This is a genomic window from uncultured Aquimarina sp. (assembly GCF_947496855.1).
In the GTDB taxonomy this organism is placed as follows: Bacteria; Bacteroidota; Bacteroidia; order Flavobacteriales; family Flavobacteriaceae; genus Aquimarina.
Genome location: NZ_CANMED010000001.1, coordinates 806758 through 824693, shown reverse-complemented (window position 1 = coordinate 824693; position 17936 = coordinate 806758). Strand labels below are relative to the sequence as shown.

Below are 17936 nucleotides of genomic sequence, written 5' to 3'. Positions count from 1 at the left end.
AAACAGCTCCGTTTTTATATATAGTTAGTCATTACAATCTAAAATCGAATGGATGCATTATTTATAAAAGATCTCATACAACATCTACAAATTGAAAAAAATACTTTTTTAAGAAAAGTTATTTTTAAGTTTTTTTTGTAAACAAAGTTAATGTCAATTTTTATAAAATGAGAGCATTTTTTATAAAGCAATAACTGGATATCAACTGTAAATTTGCACCGTTAAATAATAAAGGTTAAATATTTAAATAACAATAGGTTATGAGGTTAAATTTGAAGTCATTTGTAATGTCAGTATTTGTTTTTTTAGTAGTATTATTTATTTCTTGTGAAAAAGAGGAGGTAGTAAACGAAACTAGTTTAATAAATGAAGGAAATTTAAATTTTCCAAAAATAAGTGATGTGAAAATTATGTACGGAGGACAGTGGGTGCCTGCTGAAATAACGGAAAATAATGAGTATATTATAGAAGGAGATATTATTGTGGAACCTGATGGTATCAATAAATCAATCGGTTTTTCTGATTTACAAAGAAGATGGCCAAATAAAACAGTTAATTATGTAATTTCTCAACAATTCCGAGATAGAGATGCATTAAGGCCCAATGACATGAATGGTATGTTGATTAGAGCGATGCATGAATGGAAAGCTAAGACTGGTATTGAATTTGTGCAAGTCAACCCGGTTAACACTTTGGATTATGTAGAAATAATGGAGGGTGGAAGTGCTGCCGAAACTGGATATAGAAATAGGAGACAAACTTATTACATATCTTCTGCAGCAAATTATGGTGTATACTTACACGAATGGGGACATGTTCTTGGTTTACTTCACGAACATACAAGACCTGATAGAGATAATTATGTTGTTGTTCATCCTGATTTAAAACTAAAAGCTGCCTATTTTCGTGCAGGCTCTTCAAATACGACATTATACACATCACAATTGGATTTTAATAGTGTAATGTTATATCCATCTGCTCCATACAGTAATACATATGATTTGGTAAGAAAAGACAACGGACAACCTTTCGAAGCGATAGGTTATAGTCAAGGAATTTTATCAGAAGGAGATATTAATACCATAAACTCTATGTACTCTGATGAAAACAATTGTGATTCTAGTGGTAATTTACCAAACGATGTCTCATGTGATCATTGGGCTTATAATGAAATTAAGTTTATGTGGCAGAATGGTTATATAGTGGGGGATGGTACATCATTTAATCCCGAAGAAATATTAAGTAGAGCTCAATTTGCGGCTCTTGTAGCGAGTGTTATTAACCCAGTTCCAATACGTTCAGCAAGAAATTTTATTGATGTACCGACTAATCCTAATAGACATTGGGCTTACGATGCTATTTCAAAAACTTATAGAGGTGGATATATGAGTGGAGTTTCTAATATTTTGTTTAATCCCGATGGAAAATTAACAAAAGAACAATTAGTAGTTGCGATTGCATCTGGTAATGGACTTTTAGGAGGGAATAGTAGTCATTTAAGTTTATTTTCTGATCCAGATTCGATTTCCGATTGGGCAATAAGTGGAGTTCAGCACGCAACAGCAAATAACTATGTAACCAATTATCCAGTCAAACAACAATTTAGAGGTAAATTATTTGTTACAAGGTCTGAGGCGGCTATGATTTTTTACCAAGTACTAGTCGATCATGGTATAGCACCTTTCAGAAACAATCCATATTTAGTGACACGATAATAAAATAGGAAGATAGATGATATAAGAGAACTTAATAATCCTTCAGGAGTCTTTTTACACCTGGAGGATTATTTATATTACTAATCTTAATCATTCAGATCCCAGTTATATTCTAAATACTTAATTTTTATAGAATCATTAACTTTTGTATCGGTATACTGGTTAATAAAAGGAATAATTCCTTTCTTGAAATCAACACCATACCAATCGAATATTTTGCTTATTTCTAGATCATTTTCAGTAACCTTGTTTTTAGAAGGATCATTGATCCAAGCGCTAGAGAGTTTGCTTAATTGACTATTAAGCTTAGTAGGAGTAAAGGCTTCATTTAATAATTTAGGACAAGATACTGCTGCACAATTAAAAGCCACGTGTAACCTTGGTTCATTAAAATTAGGACGAACAATCGTATTTTCTATTTCATTTAAGGAGTATATTTCACTTCCTGATTTTATAAACTTCTTATCCCAAGGTTTCCCATTATTAATATCTTTAATACTCTTTACTGGATATGTACTAGCGACTAAGTGTATCGTTGAAGCGTTATATAAGTTAAACCAATATGCTAATTTTTCATTTTTTGTCCAATCTTTTTGTGGAGCAATATTCTGAAGATGTAGTAAATAAGTTTCTATTTGAGCAATATTAGCTTTAAAACCTTTATAGTTTACTTTTCCTGTAGTAGAAACATACTTTTTAGTCAATAGATTCCAAATGGTATGATCAGATTTAATTTTTTCTATTTCTTTTACTACAACCTTTTCTTTTGTTTCTTCATTTCTAGGAGTATCATCTTTAGTTTTTTCCTCAACTTTCTTATTTCTTGTAGAATTTAAAACATAATCTATAGTTTCTTTTTTTACAATTATTTTTGTTTTAGTAATTGTATCTTTTACTTTATTTTTATTGATAGGGTCTTCAATAACAATAGTGTTTTCGGTTTGGATATTTATTTTCTTTTCCTTTTTTTCAGAAGTACATCCTGATAAAGAAACAAGTATCGATAATAGTAGGAATACTTTTTGCATCTATTTTTTTATTTTAATAATTGTAAGATAGTCTGATTATTAACTAATACTTACTTTTTCTAGTAAGGATTTAGAATTGAATCTATAGAAAAATAACTATTAAATACAATCTAAATCTACCTGTACTTCATTTAATTTTTTCCAAACGGGATGATCAATTTGTTGTGGTGAGATCCTGAAAATAACTAGATATTTGTCAATTTCCTCACAAGTTTTATAACTAACAACTACATTAAGATTTACTTCTTTTTTAGTGATAAATGCATCGTAGGTTAATATTTTACCAGCATAGGATTTATCATCAATCTTTTCGAAAAAAGCTTTGGCCTTTGGAATGTTGTCTATAGATTGAGAATTTACTTCAGAAACTGATTGTATTAAACCGTTAAAATAGATTTCTAATTCTGATTCTAAAGTAGTAGTTGATAATTTTGGATCTTCGTCAAGATACCAAAGAAAAGCATAAGAAAAATACTCCTTAGAATCGTGTTCACCCCATCCTGGAGAAAATCGAACATATTCAGTACCTTTATAGTTTATAGATGGTGCAAATGATAGAGGGAATTCTATCGTTTCTTTTCTCCAATTATCAGGAGCGGATAAGAGATTGATTGATGCATCCTCTTTTTTACATTGTATGCATACCAACAAGATGATAATAAAAAATGGTATGGTTTTTGAAAATATCATATGTAAATAATTATTTTAAGCAATAAAAATACTAATTGTAAAATTATATATTGTTTTTTATAAATTTGTAAAAAGAAGAAGGAAAAAATACGAATACAAAAATTTAAAAATGAAATTATTTAAGTTTAAAATATTACTACTCTTTATTTTTTGCATTCAGATTTCAATGGCTCAATCGTTAGATGATCAAACGGAGGCTGAGATAATTAACATACAAAAAGATATTGTAGGTAAACTTACGGGACACATTCCAATAAAAGGGAAAAAAAAGTTATCAAGTCGCGCTAGTAAGTCTGAACGGAAAACAACGGCAGATTATTTATTTAATTCCCTTAAAGAAATGGGCATTAAACCTAAGCGTAATACTTACAACGTACAGGATAAAAAAGGAAACCAATATAGTGGATCAAATGTTTATGCAGAAATTCCTGCAACTAATGGGAGTGATGAGTATATCGTTCTAGGTGCTCATTATGATACAACAGAAGGTAGTCCTGGTGCGGTTCATAATGCAACTGGAATAGCCTTAACCATTTATGTTGCTGAGAAATTAACAAAATTAGCAAATAGAAGTATTAATTTTATGATTGTGTTTTTTGATCAACAAGAAACTAATATGATTGGTTGTAGAATGTTTGTAAAAAAATTACAAGATGATAAATATAATATAAACTCCATGCATAGAGTGGATTATGTAGGATGGGATAATGACGAAGATAGGGCTATAGAACTATTAGCTTCTAATATAAGTTTAGAATCTGCATATCGATTAGAATCGGGTGTTCCAGTGTTTAAAAGAAGAGTTTCAACTCCAGAAACTAGAGTTTTTTCCACTTTAGGGTATGAAACCATTACTATTACAGCAGAATTAATGAATGGAGATAATTCACCTTATGTTCATCAGAGCGCTGATAAGTATACAACAGTAAATTTCAAATATTTAGCATCTACCTCAGATATTGTTTATAGAGTGATGAAGTCTCTTTCTAAATAAAATATTGTAAAGTTATATTTTTAAAGGAGTTCTTCTATTTCAGTAAGAACTCCTTTAATTTTTTATAATCATTTGTCTTAATACTTACTTTTTGTTTATTCATTACTTTTTGAATCTGCGGAGGTATTGGTATTTTGACATTTAAGGTTTTCTCGACAATATCCATGAATTTAACTGGATGTGCGGTTTCTAGAAAAACACCATATTCATTTTCTTGTAAATCATATTCTTTTAGACCTAAATAGCCAACAGCTCCGTGCGGATCTGCAATATATTTACTTTTATTATATACTTCCTTCATAGCATCTCTGGTGGTAACATCATCAAAACTATAGGCAGAAAAATTACTCTTTAAAGATTCAAATTTATTATCAAACAATTGTTGAATTCTAATGAAATTACTTGGATTTCCAACATCCATAGCATTTGATATAGTTGCTTTAGAAGGTTTTGGCTCATAATTCGATGTTTTCATATATCGAACTACAGTATCATTTACATTAGTAGCCGCCACGAAATGTTTTACAGGGAGTCCTAATTTGTGTGCTACAATACCCGCACAAATATTCCCAAAATTACCACTAGGAACTGAAAAAACAATTTCTTTCCCTTTGTTTTTTAGTTGCTTATATGCAAAAACGAAATAGAATAATTGAGGTAACCATCGGGCAATATTAATAGAATTAGCCGATGTTAATTTCATATGATTCGTAATACTTTCATCCAGGAAGGCCTTTTTTACCATATCCTGACAATCATCAAATACACCATCTACTTCTAGAGCAGTAATATTTTGGCCTAGTGTAGTAAGTTGTCGTTCTTGTATATCACTAACTTTACCGGAAGGATATAAAATAACTACATCTACACCTTTTACACCTAAAAAACCTTGTGCAACAGCACCTCCAGTATCTCCCGAAGTAGCAACAAGTACAGTGACTTTATCATCGTTATCTTTGTTAAAATATTCAAGACATCGAGCCATAAAACGAGCTCCTACATCCTTAAAAGCCATAGTCGGTCCATGAAAAAGTTCTAGCGTCCCAATATTTTTTGTGATATCGATTACAGGAAAATCAAAACTAAGTACATCTTTTAGAATGTCTCTTAATTCGTTCTCAGGAATCTCATGACCCACAAATTGTTTAATAGTCTGAAAACCAATTTCTATAGTATCCAGATTTTCTATGTTATCAAAGAAAGACTTTGGAAGAGGAGTTATACTTTCCGGAAAATATAATCCTTTATCTGGCGCTAACCCTTTTATGACAGCTTCAGAAAAAGAGACTTTAGGAGCCTTATTATGTAAACTATAGTATTGCATTTGTATTCTAATTTTTATTTTGGAAGTATAGCAGAAAACTCTATTTCTACTAAGATATTTGGATCTATTAATTTTGAAACCTCTACCATCGCTGTCACTGGTTTTATCTCCTTGAAGTATTCTCCGTGAGCTTTACCGATTTCTTCCCATTTAGAGATATTTGTGCAGTATATTCTAGTACGAATTATATGACTAAGATCAGCATCTAATTGATCAAGAACTTTTTTTACAGATTCAATAATAGCTACAGTTTGTTCATATTCATTAGCTCCTGGAGCCGTAGTACCCGAAACTTCTATAGTATTACCAATTTTTATAGCCCTTGAGTATCCAACGATATCTTCCCAAGGAGAACCGGTCGATATTTTTTTAATTTGTTTCATTTCAATAAATTATTTTTATTCCTTGACTATTTATTTTAGAAATGTGAATATCAAAATCAAGTCCTGTTTTAGTATATACTTTTCTTATTGCTTCTGCTACGTTTTTTGCAGTATCTAAGCCTTTACTTAATGCAAAAATTGAAGGTCCAGATCCTGAAATTCCACATCCTAAAGCACCTTGAGCAATAGCAGCTTTTTTAACATTGTTAAATTCGGGAATAAGAATAGAGCGCATAGGTTCTACGATAACATCTTCTAAACTACGACCGATAAGATCATAATCCTCCATAAATAGTCCAGAAACTAATCCTCCTACATTTCCCCATTGATGAATAGCCTGTTTTAGGGTTACATTTTGTTTGATCACCGATCGCGCATCCGAAGTTTTTACTTCAATTTGTGGATGAATTACAGTCATTACCAAATCTTGTGGAGTATGCAGTTTTATAACATCTAGCGGATTATAACTTCTTACCAATGTAAATCCACCAAGAAGGGCAGGAGCTACGTTGTCTGCGTGTGCATTTCCACTAGCAAGTTTTTCACCTTCCATGGCAAAAGCTACTAATTGATGTGGTGTAAAAGGATGGTCAAGAAGATAATTCACTGCCCAAACAGCTCCTGCACTGCTTGCTGCACTACTTCCTATGCCACTACCTGCTTTGATTTTTTTATAAATCTCAATATCAATACCTACTTTTTTATAGTAATTTTTTAACAAAGCTTCAACGGCCACACCCGCTACATTTTCCTTAGTACTTAATGGCAAATTTGCTCCTTCAATTTTGGTAATTCTAACTCCTGATTCTGAAGTTAGTGAAATAACCATTTCATCACCCACGGTATCTAAACAACATCCAAGCACATCAAAACCGCAAGAAAGATTGGCTACAGTAGCAGGTGCGAAGATTTTTATACTTTTTATTGACATTTTATTATCATTGATTGTATTGTTTGTAGTCATTATAATGAAATTACCCTCTACGTCTTTCTAATAAAATCATCATCATCAATCCGAGAATTATCCTTTCATCATCATCACTATCAATATCTTTCAATTTTATGATTTCAAATTTTCTTCCGAAGAATGAAGGCTGTTTTTTTAATCTTACAATGATTTCATCGTTTAGATTGGTAACTTTATAAGAAGGGTTAAATAAATACCCTGTTAATATACTTAATATAGGGATTTCTCCTAGTAGTTTATCAAATACTTTAACCCAACCATTTTCTTCTCGAATATGATATTGAAGTTTCTGATTTTGATCAATCAATTCATATTCGGCTTTCCATAAAGAAGCCCATCCTTTTCTTACAATTTTCCCGGTTTCTTGCCCTTCATTATTAGAAATTACATAAGCAGCAGAAAAGTCTAACCACTTATCAGCCTTAATGGTGAAATTAATTTTACTTTTAGTTTCATTTTCATAAACAGTGATAGCTTCTTTTAGTTTAAACATTTTTTGTTTAACATAAGCTATCGTAGTACCACTTGCATCTTGAGCAGTAAAGTCATTAGCAAGCGTAGTAATATTGAAAATTAATTTTATAGGAAAATTAGCTTGTTTCATAAAGTGTTTTTATTTTTTACCAATTCTAATGATATCTGCAAATATACCCGAAGCCGTAACTTCTGCACCGGCACCAGCGCCTTTTACAATTAGTGGTTGTTTAGGATATCGGTCTGTATAAAAAAGAACTATATTATCACTCCCTTCTAAGTTGTAAAAAGGATGATCAGCAGGAATATGTTGTAGCCCTACTTTTGCTTTCCCGTTTTCATATTGTGCAACATATTTTAGGCGACAGTCTTTCTTGTTAGCTTCATCAAGAATTTGTTCAAAATGAGCTTCATTAGCTTTTAGAGATTGGAAGAAATCATCGACGTTACTGGTGTCTAGACTTTCCTGAGGCAGAAATGCTTCTTTTTCAATATCTTCTAGTTCCATAATATTTCCGCTTTCACGTGCTAAAATAAGGATCTTTCTAGCAACGTCTACACCACTAAGATCAATCTTAGGATCTGGTTCTGTATAGCCTTCTTCTTGTGCTTGTTTTACTACATCATAAAATTTGACTTTTTCTTTATAATTGTTAAACACAAAATTAAGACTACCAGACAACACTGCTTGAATTTTATGAACATTATCTCCAGAAGCAATCAAATTATTTAGTGTGTCGATGATTGGTAATCCCGCTCCTACATTAGTTTCATATAGAAAAGATGCACTGAATTTTCTAGAAAGCTCCTGTAATTCTGAATAATTTACATACTCATCAGCACAGGCAATCTTGTTACAGGTAACTACAGCCATGCTTTCTGCCAAATAATGTTTATAAACCTTTGCTATATCAGGGTTAGCCGTGTTATCAACAAAGATAGAATTCCGAATATTCATTTCTTTGGCTGTATTAAAAAATTTCTTAGAATCTGCTTTTTCTCCTTCTGTAAGTCTATCTTTCCAAGAATCTAATTTGATTCCATTTTCATCAAACACCATGGTTCTAGAATTAGAAATTCCGACTACACGTATTTTAAGACGTAGTTTATCTTTTAAGTAGCTTTTTTGCTGTTCTAATTGTGAGAGTAGTTTACTACCTACATTTCCAACACCAGTCACAAACAAGTTTAATTGTTTCGTTTTTACTTCAAAAAAGCGTTCGTGTAAAATATTTAGTGCTTTTTTGATATCTTTTTTCTCAATAACTACAGAAATGTTTTTTTCTGAGGCTCCTTGCGCTATGGCTCGGATATTTACATTATTTTTCCCCAGTGTACTAAACATTTTACCACTTAATCCCTGATGGTGGTACATATTATCACCAACTAATGCTACAATGGCTGCTTCGTTTTCAATTTTTACTGGATCTACTTTATGTTTTGTGATTTCAAATTCGAATGCGGTATCCAAAACTAATTTAGCTCTTTCTGCATCCTCAGCATCTACAGCCAAGCAAATAGAATGCTCAGAAGAAGCTTGAGTAATTAAAATTACATTGATGTTTTCCAGAAATAGTGCTTCAAATAATCGTTTAGAAAAACCTGGAATACCAACCATTCCACTTCCCTCTAGTGATATTACGGAGATATTGTCAATATGACTAATCCCAGTAACAGGTTTTTGTCTATTGGTTACTTCTCTAGTAACTAGTGTTCCTGCATCTTCTGGCTGGAATGTGTTTTTTATTATAATTGGAATATTTTTGTCTAGTATGGGATGGATAGTGGGTGGGTAAATTACTTTGGCTCCAAAATGAGATAATTCCATTGCTTCCTGATACGAAATGTGTGATACAGGTTTGGCTTGTTTTACTAACCTCGGATTTGCTGTATACATACCACTAACATCTGTCCAAATCTGTAATTTATCAGCTTGGACAGCAGAAGCCAAGATTGAAGCAGTAAAATCAGAACCGCCTCTGCCTAAAGTAGTAGGTTCTCCTTCTGATGTTTTGGCTACAAAACCAGGAAAAAGACTAATCTGATGCGTATTATCTTGTGCATATCTTTTGATTCTGAAATTAGTCTCCTCATAATCAATAGTAACTTTTGCAGCATCTGTAGTGATGATGTAGTCTCTAGAATCTTTAAGAACAATATCTAACCCTTTTACCTTTGCCGCTTCAGCAATGATGAATGAGGATAACATTTCGCCAAAACTGGCAATTACAGATTCAGTTTTAGGAGATAATTCACTTAATAGAAATACTCCTTCACATAGAGATTCTAGTTTGTTTAATTCTGATTTTACTTTACTAATTATAGAACTTTGAGAAACAACTGGAATTAATTCTTTAATAGCTTCCAGATGTCTATTTTCTATAGTAACAAGAGTGTTTCTATATTTTTCGTTGTTAGAGGAAGCTTCCTTTCCAGCCTGTATTAAAAGATCTGTTACTCCTCCCAGAGCGGAAACAACCACATAAAGCGATCTATTGTTAGACTGCTTTTCTATGATTTCTATAACTTTTTCTATCGTTGCTGCATTTGCAACTGAAGAACCTCCAAATTTTAGAACGTTCATATGATATTTTTTAAAATGATGTATTTGATAAAGCTTTTCGATAGTTTCTTTACGTAAAATAAACTACTTACTTGATTTCTGTGATATATAAATAATTAACCCCTAAGGGTAATAATTGTAGCTGTAGTACGTGTAAAAGAAGTGTAAGCGAAAGCCGCTGTTGTTCCTAACGCGAAAAGTAAAACCGAGATTGAAACCGTACTAAACATTAGTTTGCTTTATATTTAAGTTCAAATGTATAATTTTTTACTTTTGAACAAAATAAAAACGTTACTAATCATAAACTTTTATTGATCCTTTAATTTATGAGTTGATTCGTTAAAGCATTCTTAAAAAAATAAATTAAAAAGGATTATTGTATTTTGAAAACGTATTATCAAATAATTACTAAAAATTAAACTTGTGAAGATATTTTCCGCTACTCAAATGCGAAAAGCAGACGAATTTACTATTCAATCCCAAAAAATCACTTCTTTAGAATTGATGGAAAGAGCTGCTACTCAAATATTCAATGTATTGCATCAACGATTACAAGGTGCTCCAATTCCAATCCATGTTTTTTGTGGTATAGGAAACAATGGGGGAGATGGACTAGTAATTTCTCGATTATTGATAGAGCATGGATACCATGTAAAAACCTACATTGTTAATTTTAGTGATAAGAGATCAGAGGATTTTTTGGCAAATTATGATCGTCTAAAAGCTATAGGTACAGAATGGCCAATACAGCTAAAGTCAGAGGAAGATTTACCTGATATTAAACAACAGGATATGGTAATAGACGCCATTTTTGGTATTGGACTAAACAGACCTTTATTACCTTGGGTAATCATTTTAATTAAACATATCAATGCCTCCAGATGTTTTACATTATCGATTGATGTACCATCTGGTTTATATGCAGATAAGGCTCCCGATAATCCAGAAGGTGTTATTTATGCATCTACAACGGTTACTTTTCAATTACCAAAATTGATATTTTTCCTACCGGAAACAGGTCAATATTCCCAAGACTTAGAAGTTATAGATATTGGCCTTAATAGAGATTTTATCGCAGAGACCCCGGGTTTTGCCGAGTTATTAGGTAAAAACGAAGTACTTTCTTTATACAGGCCTAGACATAAATTTGCCCATAAAGGAGATTATGGACATTGTTTAATCGTAGGAGGTAGTTATGGTAAAATCGGTAGTGTAGTGTTGGCTACAAAATCAGCATTACGTATTGGAGCTGGTTTGACAACAGCTTATATTCCTGAATGCGGATATAATATTCTTCAAACCTCAATTCCTGAAGCTATGGTTGTCACTGATTATGAGGATGATTATATCTCTAACATAACTGTTGATTTTGATCCATCTGTTATAGGAATAGGAATAGGACTTGGTACTCGTGAAAAAACGATAAAAACTTTTGGTGAATTTTTGAAACAAAATAAAACAATGTTGGTTGTTGATGCTGATGCGATTAATATTTTGGCAAAAGCACCAGAATTCTTACAATTTTTACCTAAACATACAGTATTAACTCCACACCCTGGAGAACTAAAGCGTTTAATTGGTGAATGGAATGATGATTTTGATAAAATTAATAAGGTAAAAGAGTTTTCTAAAAAACATGATTGTATTGTTGTGATTAAAGGAGCAAATACGATGATTATTTACAAGGATGATATTTATGTGAATACTTCTGGGAATCCAGGAATGGCTACAGCTGGAAGCGGGGATGTTTTAACCGGAATTATTACTGGATTAATTTCTCAAGGATATGATCCATTACATGCAGCAGTCTTTGGAGTGTATTTGCATGGTAGTTCAGGAGATTTGGCAATTCAAGAAACTGGTTATCAAGGTTTATTGGCTAGTGATATTGTTTCTCATATTGGAAAATCATATTTAGAATTGTTTAAACAGCCAGAACCAGCCCAACAATCATTAGAATCCTAAAAAGATCATATAGCCGTAATGCGTTTAGTAATATGATTTTCCAATATGAAAAATGTAATAATAAATTATGTAAATAAAGAATTGACTGAGGAATGTTCTTGATGAATTCTATGAATTCTATGAATTGATTTTTTTGTTGATCAAGTTAATAACTGTTGTTATTATTTTTTGTTTCAGTGTCATACTAATGATAGAATGTCTAATTAATAATTAATTAAAACAAAAAATGATGAAAAAATTAATAATAACAGCTGTCATGATTGTTCTTATTGTAATGAGCTTACAATCTTGTTCTAAAGATGCAGATGGAATAGTTACAACTCCTTTAACTACCTTAACACTAGAGTTAAATGGACTCGAATCTCTGAACAATGGAGCAAGTTATGAAGGTTGGATTATTGTTGATGATGTGCCTATGTCTACTGGGAAATTTATAACTATTGAATCTGTACAAACATTTATGGTTAATGCCAACTATTTAGAACAAGCCACTGAGTTTATAATATCTATAGAACCGTCGGGAGATGAAGACGCCATACCTTCTGAAACTAAATTATTAAGTGGATTGTTTAATGAGAATGATGAAGCAATGATTACTATTGACGAAGTTATTGGAGATTTCTTTAGTGCTTCAGGAAAATTTATAATTGCAACTCCAACGGATTTGGACAGTACTAATGAGCAAAATGGTATTTGGTTTGAAGACCCTACAGGTTTCGCAGGTGTTGTTCCAGGTTTAAATTTGCCAGACTTAGAAAATGGATGGAAATATGAAGGCTGGATAGTTTTTAATGAGATACCTGTAACCACAGGAAAGTTTACTTCTGTAAATAGTTCTGATGAAGCATCTTCATATGGTGGTACCAGCATAAGTAGACCATTTCCGGGAGAAGACTTCTTAAGCAACGCTCCAAATCCTCTTATTTTTCCTTTAGACGGAGATGTACAAGAAAAAACTGTTTTTATTTCTGTAGAGCCAGACCCTGATTTTGATACTTTATCGCCATTTTTTGTAAAGCCATTACTCGGCAAGGCGGGAAAAGTTAATACTACGTTACATTCTCTTTTGATTAACGATAACCCTCCTTTTGGGAGAGTATTGAGATAATTATAGATGAAAGTAAGTCAATTGACTTACTAAAACATATAAAAATAGTGGTTTTCGCGTACAATTTTGTTTAGTTTTTATAGTTATGGGTATTGATGAATTTTATAATTTTATCTCATTAATAAAAAAGCAAAAAATGATGACAAAAAAAATGATGGCGATTGCAACAATTGCCTTGGGATTATTAGGAGTTTCTTGTTCAAGTGATGATGGGCCAGCGGTGGCAAATTTGACATTGCAAACATTTAATTTAGAGACATTGACAGGCGGAACTACGTATCAGGGTTGGATACTAGTTGATGGTGTGCCTAAACCAACAGAAAAATTTACTAATCCAACTGGAAATAAAACTTTTACTTTTATTGCGGATGAGCTAAATAGAGCGACAGAATTTATTTTAACGATAGAACAAGCTGGTGATACGGATAATGTGCCTTCAGAAACTAGAATTTTAAAAGGAGATTTTAATGGAAACTCTGCATCTTTAAGTTTTGAGGATGCTGTAACTTCTTTTAATGGAACGGCTGGAACCTTTTTTATGGGTACACCAACGGATAATGATGATACCAATGAGGATTCTGGTGTTTGGTTTATTGATAATTCTTCTGGTTCTGCGGAAGCTGGTTTAACACTTGGTACTTTGAGAAACGGATGGAAATATGAAGGATGGGTTGTAATCAATAATGTACCTGTTTCTACTGGTACATTTACAGACCCAACAATAGCAGATGATTTTAATTCTTTTAGTAGTACTGCTAACCAGGCTCCACCATTTCCAGGTGAAGATTTTCTTAATAATTCAGCGTCTCCTGACGGCGTTACATTTCCTGTAGATCTTAGAGGGTCTACTGTTGTGATTTCTGTTGAACCTGCAGATGATGAAGATAAAGCACCATTTTTTCTAAAACCATTAACAGGAAATATACAATTAACTGATGCTCCTGGAGATTTGTTAACTATGAATTCAAATACTGCAATACCTCAAGGACAAGTAATCCGATAAGACGGTAAAATTTTCATAACAAAAAACTCTCGAAATTTTCGAGAGTTTTTTATTTATACCCTTTTTGCCCAAAAGAGAGTAAAAAGAATCCACTAAATATTTTTTTTGCCTTTTGTTTCTCCGCTTCAGGAAGAGGATTATTATCCAGTAATAGTCCTGCTAATGGGTATTTTTCAGTTTCATAAGCTTTAGGAATCACTTGAATTTGATTATTGTTAACATGAATCATTAATAACGCTTTCATTGTTGTGAAAACTTCGGGGAGCTCAGTGAATTTATTATATCCAGCGTGTATGACCCATACTTTTTTCATATTAACTAGTTGATCGGGTAAATCTTTTAATTCATTATGATCAACGTACAAAAATCTGATTTGATCAAGTTCTCCAATAGTTTTGGGCAGTATTTTCAAGTGATTGTGATCAATCCATAATGAATACAACTTTGGCAGTTTTCCTAGGTGTATATAAGTGTTAGGATCATTTATAGAGTTGTAGGATACATTAAGATCTTTTAAATCTTGTAATTTGGTAATGTTTTTAGGAAGACTGGTGAGTTTATTGTTTTTTAAATTTAGAAATTCAATTGGTAATTCTGAAATTTGCGTAATTGCTTGTTGCAGATTTAGATTTGGATTATTTACAAATGAAACTTGTTTAAGATTAGGAAACAATTTTATGGAAGCTGGAACTTTTTTAATATCTAGATTGTCAAGGATTAAAACTTCTAAGTTTTTATGAACAGCAAGTTTTTTTAATGTATTATCAATGTTAAGCTTAGTATTGTTGCTTAAATTAATCATTTTTAGATCCTTTATATTTTCAATTGAAACTGGCAACTCTTCAAGGTCTTGATTACTGAGATCTAGCCGATAAATTTTTGAAGATTTTGCAGGGTTGATCTCTTGATGAGTTTTACTATAAAATGTGGTATAGGTAGAACAACTAAATGATAGCAATGATATGGATATATAAAGTAGGTGTCTTTTAATCATCTGTAATGGTTTTAAGAAACCCACTTCCGCTTACTTCTAGATAGATTTTATCTTTGGTTTCTACTGACCAAGGAAATCTAGGGTTTAGTCCTAATCCATCGTGTAGTATATTCTGGATGTAAGCACCAGCTTTTTGACTATTGATGCCTACGTTAGAATGAATAGAAAAATTATTTTCTTGATAAGAACCATACGCATACAGATTACCATAAAAAAGTTCTTTAAATGGAGGTAATGTAAACCATACATTTTTACGTTGATCATCTGAGTTAATTGAATTTCTAGGAGATCTACTATAATCTGGTCTTGCCGTAAATAGGTCAATTCCTATTCCCAATTTATATAAAGTTTGTTGATTTGTAATTTTTGTAAAACCAATATCTAACGAACCAGTTACTCCATAGTCTGTACCTGCACCACTGAATAAACCGATGCTAAAATCGTTCTGAAAAACAAGATGAAGATTATGATCTGCATTACTAAAACGCATTAATAATGCTCCACGTTTTAATCCGTAAGATTTTAGTGATTTAGGAAGATAATCTTTACTAAACCCAAAGCCTAACCCATTAAATCCTCCTTTTCCATTCGGATTAAAGATAATTGAAGTATTCATGCTCGATATAGAGGATCCTAATAAGTTACTATTTTTACCAAGTCCGGCTAGTGCAAAGAAATCATACGAATAAGCCAATCCATTGGTCTTTACTGTATGCCGCTTTAGAATTTGATAGGATGCAAAAGATAATCCGCTTTCTACAGAAATATCTCCATAATTAAGAGTGCCAAAACCAAAAATACCTAGTTTTAACCATAGATTTTGGTTTCCTAAAGTGATTTCTGTTTTTAACATAATACCACCATCCGCACTAAATCTTTGTGAGTATATAAATGAGCAGCTTAGAAATATAATGTATATGATATTTTTCCTTAACCAGTTTACTTTCATATTTATCTTCTGGGATGAAATGTATTGATAACTTCGGTTAGGTGACTTCTGTCAAGATGCATATATATTTCTGTAGTAGTAATACTTTCGTGCCCTAACATAAGTTGTATAGCTCTTAGGTCAGCTCCGTTTTCTAACAGATGGGTGGCAAACGAATGCCTAAATGTATGTGGACTTATATTTTTATGAATACCTGCTTTTTCTACAAGTCTTTTTACAATCGTAAAAATCATTGCTCTAGTAAGTTGTCTTCCTCTGCGATTTAAAAATAAGGTATCTTCATGTCCTTTCTTGATATCTAGGTGAATTCTTATTTCGTTTTTATAAATATTAATATATTTCTGTGTTATTTCTCCAATAGGTACAAATCGTTGTTTATCTCCTTTTCCTGTTACACTGATAAAACCTTCTTCAAAAAAAAGATTAGAGAGCTTTAAATCGATTAATTCACTAACTCGAAGTCCGCATCCATAAAGAGTTTCTATAATAGCTTTATTTCTTTCCCCTTCGGGTTTGCTTAAATCTACATGTGAAATGATACTGTCTATCTCTTCTAGAGATAACGTGTCTGGCAACTTTCTGCCAGTTTTAGGGGCTTCTATAAGTTCCATAGGGTTGATTTCTCTATAATCTTCGAAAATTAAATAATTAAAAAAGCTTTTTAAGCCAGAAATTATTCTAGCCTGAGATCTAGCATTTACTAGTTTAGCAGTTTCATAAATAAATTGTTGAAGGGTGTCTTTTTCTATAGAGATAGGAGTGGTCTTTATATCATTCTCTTCTAGATACCTAAGTAATTTTTGGATATCTAAACTATAATTGATAATTGAGTTATCAGAGAGGCCTCTTTCAATTCGTAAATAATGTTCGTAATCCTTTATAGCATGATTCCATTTCATGCTTCCTAATATAAAAAGAAAAACCATCTTGATCTAATCAAGATGGTTTTTATAGGTTTTTTGTAAATTGTTTTTATAAATGAATAGCAAATCCAATATTTACTTGGAAAGCGTCAGTATAGAAGTCATCGTTTAAGCTTAAATTGTATCTTAAACCAGGTTCAATGCTAACATTTTCTCCTAAGAAAATAGCATAACCACCCTGAATACCAAAAAATGAAGGATCTTCATCAGCATCAGTGCTTACACCGCTGTAATCAATTTGTACAGGAATAGAACCTATGATATAATACTTAGCTCCAATTTTATAACTAAACCTGTCAACTGCGTCTGCATCAGAATTAGCTTTAACAGTTCCGTAACCTAATCCTACTTTTACTGCTAGATTGTCCATAAGGAAATATCCACCTTCTAATCCAACATTGAAACGAGATCCGGCATCGTCTGAAAAAGTAGTGAATTGAATGCCAGTATTAGCTGTATGAGCAGCGCCAAAATTAGTGTTAGCTTCGATTAACCATTTCCCTTTAGAAGTTTGTTCTCCATCTTGCGCATTAGCAAAAGCTAAGCTAAATACTGCTACTGCAGTTAAAATTAATTTTTTCATGATAATTGTTTGTTTATAGTTTGAAGCAAATCTATATAAACGGAAAGGGATAATTACCACGGTTTTCAGGGAGTTTTTTTGTTAGATATTCCCTGTAAAATGGGAATTCTATTTTAATGAATTAACTTTTAATCTAAAGAAAATATATGTTCAGATTCTTGTAGTTTAATTCATGGTTTTCTTTTAATATTTTTTATATTCCTCATCTTATGTTCAAATCAAATCACTTTAACTTAAGTAGAAAAAAACTTATATTTCTTATAGTATTCCAAT

At 31.9% G+C, this 17936-nt stretch carries 16 protein-coding genes; 5 read left to right on the top strand and 11 right to left on the bottom strand.

What is annotated here, in order from left to right:
* Positions 1–287 precede the first annotated feature (287 nt).
* Entirely contained in the window at positions 288–1715 is a 1428-nt protein-coding gene (locus Q0921_RS03655; protein ID WP_299253425.1) for a M12 family metallopeptidase, read from the top strand.
* A gap of 86 nt (positions 1716–1801) precedes the next feature.
* Here the strand turns inward: Q0921_RS03655 and Q0921_RS03650 are convergent, their stop codons facing one another.
* Both Q0921_RS03650 and Q0921_RS03645 read right to left on the bottom strand, forming a co-directional pair.
* The gene (locus tag Q0921_RS03650; protein ID WP_299253422.1) at positions 1802–2743 is read right to left on the bottom strand and encodes a DUF547 domain-containing protein; all 942 of its coding nucleotides are present in this window, start codon (positions 2741–2743) and stop codon (positions 1802–1804) included.
* A gap of 99 nt (positions 2744–2842) precedes the next feature.
* Positions 2843–3433, bottom strand: a complete 591-nt coding sequence (locus Q0921_RS03645) for a hypothetical protein (RefSeq protein ID WP_299253420.1) — start codon at positions 3431–3433, stop codon at positions 2843–2845.
* 109 nt (positions 3434–3542) lie between these two features.
* On the opposite strand from Q0921_RS03645, the gene Q0921_RS03640 reads away from it, so the two are divergent.
* Positions 3543–4427 carry a M28 family peptidase gene (locus Q0921_RS03640; RefSeq protein WP_299253417.1) on the top strand — a complete coding sequence of 295 codons (885 nt, stop codon included), beginning with the start codon at positions 3543–3545 and terminating at the stop codon, positions 4425–4427.
* Between the two features lie 34 nt (positions 4428–4461).
* Here the strand turns inward: Q0921_RS03640 and thrC are convergent, their stop codons facing one another.
* The 5 genes from thrC to thrA are packed head-to-tail and all read right to left on the bottom strand — an operon-like array spanning position 4462 to position 10159.
* Positions 4462–5751 (bottom strand): threonine synthase, encoded by a 1290-nt coding sequence (gene thrC, locus Q0921_RS03635; RefSeq protein ID WP_299253414.1) that lies wholly within the window; start codon positions 5749–5751, stop codon positions 4462–4464.
* A 14-nt stretch (positions 5752–5765) separates the two neighbouring features.
* Positions 5766–6134 (bottom strand): RidA family protein, encoded by a 369-nt coding sequence (locus Q0921_RS03630; RefSeq protein WP_299253411.1) that lies wholly within the window; start codon positions 6132–6134, stop codon positions 5766–5768.
* A 1-nt stretch (position 6135) separates the two neighbouring features.
* Positions 6136–7098, bottom strand: a complete 963-nt coding sequence (locus Q0921_RS03625) for a homoserine kinase (protein ID WP_299253408.1) — start codon at positions 7096–7098, stop codon at positions 6136–6138.
* 10 nt (positions 7099–7108) lie between these two features.
* On the bottom strand, positions 7109–7705 hold the full coding sequence (locus Q0921_RS03620; RefSeq protein WP_299253405.1) for a hypothetical protein: 597 nt from the start codon (positions 7703–7705) through the stop codon (positions 7109–7111).
* Positions 7706–7714: 9 nt separating this feature from the next.
* Positions 7715–10159 carry a bifunctional aspartate kinase/homoserine dehydrogenase I gene (gene thrA / locus Q0921_RS03615; RefSeq protein WP_299253402.1) on the bottom strand — a complete coding sequence of 815 codons (2445 nt, stop codon included), beginning with the start codon at positions 10157–10159 and terminating at the stop codon, positions 7715–7717.
* 402 nt (positions 10160–10561) lie between these two features.
* Here thrA and Q0921_RS03610 point away from each other — a divergent pair, with 402 nt between their 5' ends.
* The 3 genes from Q0921_RS03610 (at position 10562) to Q0921_RS03600 (ending at position 14214) form a co-directional block, all read left to right on the top strand.
* Positions 10562–12103 carry an NAD(P)H-hydrate dehydratase gene (locus tag Q0921_RS03610; RefSeq protein WP_299253400.1) on the top strand — a complete coding sequence of 514 codons (1542 nt, stop codon included), beginning with the start codon at positions 10562–10564 and terminating at the stop codon, positions 12101–12103.
* A 229-nt stretch (positions 12104–12332) separates the two neighbouring features.
* On the top strand, positions 12333–13211 hold the full coding sequence (locus Q0921_RS03605) for a hypothetical protein (RefSeq protein ID WP_299253397.1): 879 nt from the start codon (positions 12333–12335) through the stop codon (positions 13209–13211).
* 136 nt (positions 13212–13347) lie between these two features.
* Positions 13348–14214 (top strand): hypothetical protein, encoded by an 867-nt coding sequence (locus Q0921_RS03600; RefSeq protein ID WP_299253394.1) that lies wholly within the window; start codon positions 13348–13350, stop codon positions 14212–14214.
* Positions 14215–14263: 49 nt separating this feature from the next.
* Here Q0921_RS03600 and Q0921_RS03595 read toward each other — a convergent pair whose 3' ends face one another.
* The 4 genes from Q0921_RS03595 to Q0921_RS03580 form a co-directional block, all read right to left on the bottom strand.
* Positions 14264–15208: a hypothetical protein gene (locus tag Q0921_RS03595; RefSeq protein ID WP_299253391.1), complete on the bottom strand. Its 945-nt coding sequence runs from the start codon at positions 15206–15208 to the stop codon at positions 14264–14266.
* Complete coding sequence (locus Q0921_RS03590) at positions 15201–16157, bottom strand: hypothetical protein (RefSeq protein WP_299253389.1); 957 nt, start codon at positions 16155–16157, stop codon at positions 15201–15203. Before Q0921_RS03590 ends, Q0921_RS03595 begins: the two co-directional genes overlap by 8 nt.
* A 2-nt stretch (positions 16158–16159) precedes the next feature.
* Positions 16160–17056, bottom strand: a complete 897-nt coding sequence (xerD, locus tag Q0921_RS03585; protein ID WP_299253387.1) for a site-specific tyrosine recombinase XerD — start codon at positions 17054–17056, stop codon at positions 16160–16162.
* A 73-nt stretch (positions 17057–17129) separates the two neighbouring features.
* Positions 17130–17663 carry a hypothetical protein gene (locus tag Q0921_RS03580; RefSeq protein ID WP_299253384.1) on the bottom strand — a complete coding sequence of 178 codons (534 nt, stop codon included), beginning with the start codon at positions 17661–17663 and terminating at the stop codon, positions 17130–17132.
* Positions 17664–17936: the final 273 nt, after the last annotated feature.

Coding starts and splice junctions, on each gene's coding strand:
- Q0921_RS03595 (WP_299253391.1), bottom strand. CDS start 15,208: ATGATTAAAAGACACCTACTTTATATATCCATATCATTGCTATCATTT.
- Q0921_RS03590 (WP_299253389.1), bottom strand. CDS start 16,157: ATGAAAGTAAACTGGTTAAGGAAAAATATCATATACATTATATTTCTA.
- Q0921_RS03645 (WP_299253420.1), bottom strand. CDS start 3,433: ATGATATTTTCAAAAACCATACCATTTTTTATTATCATCTTGTTGGTA.
- Q0921_RS03640 (WP_299253417.1), top strand. CDS start 3,543: ATGAAATTATTTAAGTTTAAAATATTACTACTCTTTATTTTTTGCATT.
- Q0921_RS03580 (WP_299253384.1), bottom strand. CDS start 17,663: ATGAAAAAATTAATTTTAACTGCAGTAGCAGTATTTAGCTTAGCTTTT.
- Q0921_RS03605 (WP_299253397.1), top strand. CDS start 12,333: ATGAAAAAATTAATAATAACAGCTGTCATGATTGTTCTTATTGTAATG.
- Q0921_RS03620 (WP_299253405.1), bottom strand. CDS start 7,705: ATGAAACAAGCTAATTTTCCTATAAAATTAATTTTCAATATTACTACG.
- Q0921_RS03655 (WP_299253425.1), top strand. CDS start 288: ATGTCAGTATTTGTTTTTTTAGTAGTATTATTTATTTCTTGTGAAAAA.
- Q0921_RS03650 (WP_299253422.1), bottom strand. CDS start 2,743: ATGCAAAAAGTATTCCTACTATTATCGATACTTGTTTCTTTATCAGGA.
- xerD (WP_299253387.1), bottom strand. CDS start 17,056: ATGAAATGGAATCATGCTATAAAGGATTACGAACATTATTTACGAATT.
- Q0921_RS03600 (WP_299253394.1), top strand. CDS start 13,348: ATGATGACAAAAAAAATGATGGCGATTGCAACAATTGCCTTGGGATTA.
- thrA (WP_299253402.1), bottom strand. CDS start 10,159: ATGAACGTTCTAAAATTTGGAGGTTCTTCAGTTGCAAATGCAGCAACG.
- Q0921_RS03625 (WP_299253408.1), bottom strand. CDS start 7,098: ATGACTACAAACAATACAATCAATGATAATAAAATGTCAATAAAAAGT.
- thrC (WP_299253414.1), bottom strand. CDS start 5,751: ATGCAATACTATAGTTTACATAATAAGGCTCCTAAAGTCTCTTTTTCT.
- Q0921_RS03630 (WP_299253411.1), bottom strand. CDS start 6,134: ATGAAACAAATTAAAAAAATATCGACCGGTTCTCCTTGGGAAGATATC.